Source organism: Streptomyces sp. JJ36, from assembly GCF_021696945.1.
Taxonomy (GTDB): Bacteria; Actinomycetota; Actinomycetes; order Streptomycetales; family Streptomycetaceae; genus Streptomyces.
Genome location: NZ_JACYHE010000127.1, coordinates 1 through 6,793 on the forward strand (window position 1 = coordinate 1; position 6,793 = coordinate 6,793).

The 6,793-nt window shown below is 78.4% G+C and carries 1 protein-coding gene; it reads left to right on the forward strand.

Going from position 1 to position 6,793, the window contains the following annotated elements:
- Positions 1-90: 90 nt before the first annotated feature.
- On the forward strand, positions 91-6,793 hold a 6,703-nt coding region (locus tag HOY81_RS26395), incomplete at its 3' end, for an HAD-IIIC family phosphatase (protein ID WP_237323227.1).

Genomic DNA, 6,793 nt, shown 5'->3' on the forward strand with positions numbered 1-6,793 from the left:
CCCGCCGCGGGGGCCTCAGCGGCGGACCCCCCGGACAGCGCGGGCGCCGCGGGCGCGGCCGGCCCGGCCGGCGGGGACGGTGACGCCCCCGTGGCGCGCGGGGACGACGGCACCGCCACGGCGCCGGAGCACACCGGCACCCTGGCCGTCGTCGGCACCTTCACGCTCGACCCCGTGGTCGGCCCCCTCCAGCACTGGTGCGACCGGCTGGGTCTCGGCCTGCGGGTCGTCCCCGCCGACTACGCCCAGGTCTTCCAGGAACTCCTCTCCCCGGACGGCGTGTTCGCCGGGGTGGAGCAGGGCTGCAAGACGGTGCTGCTGCGCGCCGAGGACTGGCCCGAGGGCGAACAGTGCGCCCGTACGGCAGAAGAGTTCGCCGACGCGGTGCGCGCGCACGCCGGGCGCAGCCGGGTGCCGCTGCTCGTGCTGCTCTGCCCGCCCTCCCCCGCACACCGCGACGGGCGCGGCCGGGACGCGGAACTCAGAGCCGCCGAGGCCCGTGTCGAGGAGGCCCTGACCGGGGTGCCCGGCGTCCATGTGCTCGGCCGGGACCGCTGGTCGGGCCGTACGTGGCCCGCGGAGGCGGAGCACTACGACGCGGCCCGCGACGAGGCCGCGCACATCCCGTTCACCACGGAGGGCTGCGCGGCCCTCGCGGCCGGCGTCGTCCGGGCCGCGCACCCGCTGCTGCGGACACCGGCCAAGGTGCTGGTCCTGGACTGCGACAACACCCTGTGGGGCGGGGTCGTCGGGGAGGACGGACCGGACGGCGTCCGGATCGGCCCCGGGTACCGGGCCCTCCAGGAGTGGGCCCTGGCCCGGCAGCGGGAGGGCGTGCTGCTCTGCCTCGCCAGCAAGAACGAGGACGCGGACGTGCTCCGGGTCCTCACCGGCCGCGACGACATGCCGCTGCGGGAGGAGCACCTCACCGCCCGGCGGGTGAACTGGGAGCCCAAGCCGGCCGGCATCGCCGCACTCGCGGCCGAACTCGGCCTCGGTCTGGACAGCTTCGTCTTCCTGGACGACAACCCGGTGGAGGTGGCAGCCGTCCGCTCGGCGCACCCCGAGGTACTGGCCCTCCAGGTTCCGGAGGAGGACGGCATCCCGGCCTTCCTGGACCGGCTGTGGTCCCTGGACCGGCTCCGGGTCACCGACGAGGACCGGCGGCGCACCGGCTTCTACCGGGCCCGCAGCGACCGGGAGACGCTGCGCCGTTCCGCCGCGTCCTTCGCCGACTTCATCGCGAGCCTCGGACTGCGGGTGGACGTCGGCCCGCCCGCCGGGGAGCAGCAGCGGCAGCGGGTCTCGCAACTCACCTTCCGCACCAATCAGTTCAACCTGTCGACCGTACGGCGCGACGAGACCGCGCTCCGGGAGCTGCTGGCCGACCCGGCCGTGCGGGTGCGCGTCGCACGGGTGGCCGACCGCTTCGGCGACTACGGCCTGGTGGGCGCCGCCGTGGTGCGGGAGGAGGACGGCGGGACCGCCGCCGTCCTCGACACCTTCCTGATGAGCTGCCGGGTGCTGGGACGCGGCGTCGAGCATGCCTTCCTCTCCGCGCTGGGCGAGGAACTGCGGGAGGCGGGCGTCGCCGAACTGCGGGCGCCGTACGTGCCCAGCGAGCGCAACACGCCCGTACGGCGGTTCCTGGACTCCGCTCTCGGCGCGTACGCCGAGCCGCGGGAGGACGGGCGCGTGCTGTACCGCGCGCCCATGGAGGTGGTAGCCGGTCTCGCCTTCGAGCCGGAGGAGGCCGAACCGGCCCCGGCGGCGGACGGCACGGCGTCACGCGGCGGAGCGGAGGGCTCCGGTGCCGGCGGGCAGGGTGGCTCCGCGGAGCGGAGCGACACCCGCCGGGCCGGCCGGGAGGCGGCCCGCCGCCGCGCCCTGGTCGACCTGGCGCAGGACCCGGAGCCGCTGGCCACAGTGGTGCGCGCACTGCGTCCCGCGGCGCGCCTGGCGGCGGCCGGGGACGGTGCCGCCGCCCGGGCCGGTGGCGAGGACGGACCGGCGGACGACCGCGCAGGCCGACGGCCCGGCGGGCGGTCCGGCGGGCAGACGGCCGCGCAGGACGCGGTGTGCGTCGCGGTCGCGGACGTGATGGGCGTGCCATTGGCGGACCTCGGCCCGCACACGCCGCTCGCCGCGATCCGGATGACCTCGCTGGCGGTCGTGGACACACTGGTACGGCTGGAGAAGCGGTTCGGGCGACTGCCGAAGACGCTCTTCTTCGAGCACCGCACGCTGGGCGAGGTGGCCGCCGCGGTGGTGCGCGAGGGCGACGCCGGGGACACCGGCACCCCCGGCGACACCGGCCCGGCGGCCGCCGGGGACACCGGCCACCCCGGAGACACCGACAGCCCCGGAGACACCGGCACCCCCGGAGACGGCGGGGACGGCCCGCCCGGCGGCAGCCGTCCGCCCCGTCCCGTCCACCCCGGCGACGGAGCCGGCTCCGCAGAACCCGCCGTCCCCGCCGGAGCCTCCGGGAGACGCGCCGGGGCACACCGTCCCGTCGCGCCGGTCGGCCCCGCCCTGGCAGGGGCCGGTGCCGCGCAGCCCGCCGCACGGGCCGGCGACGGCCCGGACCCGGAGAGGGCGGCGTCCGCGGACGCGGGGGCCGCGGACGAGTGGTCTGCGGACATGGCGTCCGCTGACAGGTCCACCCGTGCGGCACCCGCACCCGCGGCCCGCGACCGGGACGCCGCACGGAGCGGGGTGCACGACGGCGACCCGGTCGCCGTCGTCGGTTTGGCGGGCCACTACCCGGGCGCCGGCGGAGCGCCCGACAGCCCCGCGGAGCTGGACGCCCTGTGGCGGAACGTGCTGGCCGGCGGCAGCGCCGCGGGCCCGGTGCCGGCGGACCGCTGGGACCACGCGGCCGTCCACGCCCCCGAGGGAGCCCCGGGCCGTACGTACAGCGGGGTCGGCGCCTTCCTCGACGGCGTCGCCGACTTCGACGCGCTCTACTTCGGCATCGCCCCGCGCGACGCCGAGCAGATGGACCCGCAGCAGCGGCTCTTCCTCCGCACGGCCGTCGAGGCCGTCCAGGACGCCGGCCACAGCATGCGGACGCTGGGCCGGGACGTCGGCGTCTACGTCGGCGCGATGGCGGACGACTACCGCACGCTCAGCGCCAACGGCGCCACCACCGGCCACGCCCCCTACCCGTACACCGACACCTACGCCATCGCCAACCGGGTCTCGCACTTCCTCGACCTGAACGGCCCCAGCCTGGTGGTGGACACCGCCTGCTCGAGCTCCGGCGTCGCCCTGCACCTGGCGTGCGAGGCGGTCCGGCGCGGTGAGGTGTCGGCGGCGCTGGCGGGCGGCGTCAACCTGGTGCTGCACCCCGTACGCCACATCCAGTACGCCCAGATGGGCATGCTGTCGCGGGGCGACGCCTGCCGGCCGTTCGCGGAGGGCGCGGACGGCTTCGTGATGGGCGAGGGCGCGGGCGCCGTGCTGCTCAAGCCGCTCTCCCGGGCGCTCGCCGACGGCGACCACGTGTACGGCCTGATCCGCGGCAGCTCCGTCAACTCCGGTGGCCGGACCAGCGGTTTCACCGTGCCCAGCGCCGAGGCGCAGGCGGGTCTGGTCTCCGCCGCGCTGCGCAGCGCGGGCGTGGACCCGCGCACGATCGGCTATGTCGAGGCGCACGGCAGCGGCACCTCGCTGGGCGACCCGGTCGAGGTGCGCGCGCTGAGCCGGGCGTTCGGCTCCGGCGGGGAGCCGGGGAGGTGCGCCCTGGGCAGTGTCAAGGCCACCATCGGGCACCTGGAGCCCGCGGCGGGGATCGCCGGGCTGACGAAGGTGCTGCTCCAGCTCCGGCACCGCACCCTGCCGCCCACGCCGTACGCGGAGCGCCCGAACCCCTTCCTCGACCTGGACGGCGGGCCGTTCCGGTTGCAGAGAGCGGCGGCCCCCTGGGAGCCGGTGGGCCGGGAGCCCGGCGGGGGCGCTCCGCCGCTGCGCGCCGGGGTCAGCTCCTTCGGCGCGGGCGGGGTCAACGCACACCTGGTGGTGGAGGAGTTCACCGGCGCGGAGGCACGTACGGCCGCCGGGGCGGGCGGGCGTACGGCCGCCGCCGCGGAGGAGGAGGCGGAGCGCCCGGAGCTCTATGTGCTCTCGGCCGCCACCGACGACCGGCTGCGGGAGTCCGCCCGGCGGCTCGCGGCCCGGCTGCGCAGCGCCGGGGACGCGGTGCGCACCGCCGACGTCGCGCACACGCTGCGGGTCGGCCGGGAGGCCATGGACGTCCGGGCCGCCTTCGTCGCCACCGGCCGCGACGAACTGCTCGACCTGCTGGACCGTGTCGCGGACGGCTCCGCGGCGGACCACCCCGCGGTACGCACCGGGCGGCTGGTGCGCGGCGGTCCGCTCGCGGGCCTCTTCGAGGACCTGGACGAGGGGCGGGAGTTCCTCGCCGGGCTGGCCGCCCGCGGGGAGCTGCGCACGCTGGGACGGCTGTGGGTGCAGGGCGCCGCGCCGGACTGGGAGGCACTGTTCCCGGGGGCCCCGGGGGCCCCGGGGGCCCCGGGCGTCCCGGGGGCCCCGGCGTCCGGAGCACGCCGCACGTCGCTGCCGCCGTATCCGTTCGAGCCCACGCCCTACTGGCTGCCGTCGGCGGCCCTGCCGCAGCCCGACGGGGCGCCGGGGGCCGTGGAGCAGGACGCCACGGGCGGCCGGGAGTCCGGGCACGGCGACGCGCGGCCCGGACGGGAGACGGGAGCCGCCGGTGCGGGCAGCGCCTCCGGTGGCGCGGCGCCGACCGGTGCCGCCCGTACGGCCGGTGCCGCCGGTCCCGGCGGGACCGCGGGAGACACCGGGAGCTCCGCTGCCGCCGGCAGCCCGGACCTGGCCGGCGGCCCTGCCACGCCCGGCGCCCCTTCCCGGCACCCGGCTGCGGGTGAGCCGGGGGCCACGGCCGAGGTCTGGGCCCCGCACTGGGTGCCCGCCCCGCTCCGGCCGGACGGCGACGCGGAGGAGCCGTCCACCGTGGTGGTGCTGGACGGCCCCGGCTCGGCGCCGCCGCTCCCGGCGGACTCCGGTGCCGAGCGCCCCTGGCGCCTGCTGCACGCCGTCGCGCACTCCGGGCGCGACCAGGCCGACGACCTGCGGGCGCTGCTGTCCGAGGCCGGCGCCTCCGGCCCGGTGCTGCTGATCGACCGGCGCGAGGCGCCCGCCCGGTCACCGGGACCGTCCGGCGACCCCGTGGCGGACGCGCTCCCGGCCGACCTGGGCCGTGCCTGCTCCGTGGGCGCCCTGCCGCCACTGGTGCATCTGCGGCTCACCCCGGACGAGGAGGACCCGGTGGAGGCCGCCGTCTCCGCCTTCGGGCGTTCCGTGGCCCGCGAGACCGGCCGCTACCGGCACCTCCGGGTCCGCCTCGCGGACGCCGCCGTCCCGTCCCCCGCCGAGCTGGTCGCCGAGGCGGCCGGGAACGACGCCGAGGTGCGGCTGACGGCCGACGGCCGCGAGGCGCTGCGCTACCTGCCGGCGGACCCGCGGCACCTCCCCGCGGAGGACGCGCGGCCGGGCGCCGCGGGAGCGGAGACGGCGGCCGCGGGCGCCTTCCGCGAGGGCGGCCACTACCTGGTCACCGGCGGTGCGGGCGGCATCGGCCGGCTGCTCGCCGTGCACCTCGCACACCGATACGGGGCCCGGGTGACCCTGCTCGGCCGGTCGCCCGCCGGCCCGCGACAGCAGCAGCTCTGCGACCGCTTGCGTGCGCTGGGCGGTGAGGGGCGCTATGTGCAGGCGGACGTCGCGGACCGGTCCGCGACGCAGGCGGCGCTCCGTACCGCGCGCACCGCCTTCGGCCCGCCGCACGGGGTGCTGCACGCGGCGGGGGTCCTCGAGGACGCGCTGCTCCAGGACAAGAGCGACGCCTCGCTCGCACGGGTGCTGGCGCCCAAGACCAGGGGGGTCGCGCTGCTCGACGAACTGACCGCCGGGGACGACCTGGACTGCTTCGTGCTGTTCTCCTCCGTCGTCGGCACGCTGGGCAACGCCGGTCAGAGCGACTACGCGGCGGCCAACGCCCATCTCGACGCCTTCGCCGTGCGTCGCGCGGCGGCGGTGGCCGAGGGCGCCCGCAGCGGACGTACGGTCTCCCTCGCCTGGCCGCTGTGGGCCGAGGGCGGCATGCGCCTGACCGGGGAGGCGGCGGAGCTGGCGGTCACCGCGCTCGGTCTGGTGCCCGTCGGCACCGTGGAGGCGCTGCGGGTGCTCGAAGCCGCCGTACGCGCCGGGCCGCCGCGGCGGTACGTCTCCTGCGCCGGCCCCGGACGCACCCGGGCGGCCCTGTCCCGGGCCGGGCTGTACGGCGCCGAGGAGCCCGCCGGTGCGGGTGCGGAGGCTCCGGGGGCGGACCCGGAGGCGGTGCGGGACCGCGTGCGGGCAACCGTCGCCGAGGTGGCGGGGCTGGCTCCGGAACGGATCGAGGACGACGCCGAACTCGGCTCGTACGGCTTCAACTCGGTGCTGCTGACCACGCTCGCCAACCGGCTCAACCAGGCGTTCGGGCTGGCGCTCACGCCGGTGGTGTTCTACGAGCACCCGACCGTGGAGGCGCTCGCGGGCTTCCTCCACGACCGGCACGGCACCGCCCTGGCGTCGCTCGCCGGCACGCCGGCGGCGGAGGGGGTCCGGGGAACCGGTGACCCCGGCACGGACGCCCCCGCTGCCCCGGACGCCCCGGCGGGGCCCCCGGCCCCGTCCGGGGGGTCGGCCCCGCGTAGCCCGCGGACACCCGCGGCCGTGCCGGCGGCAGCGGACGCCGCCGGCGGCC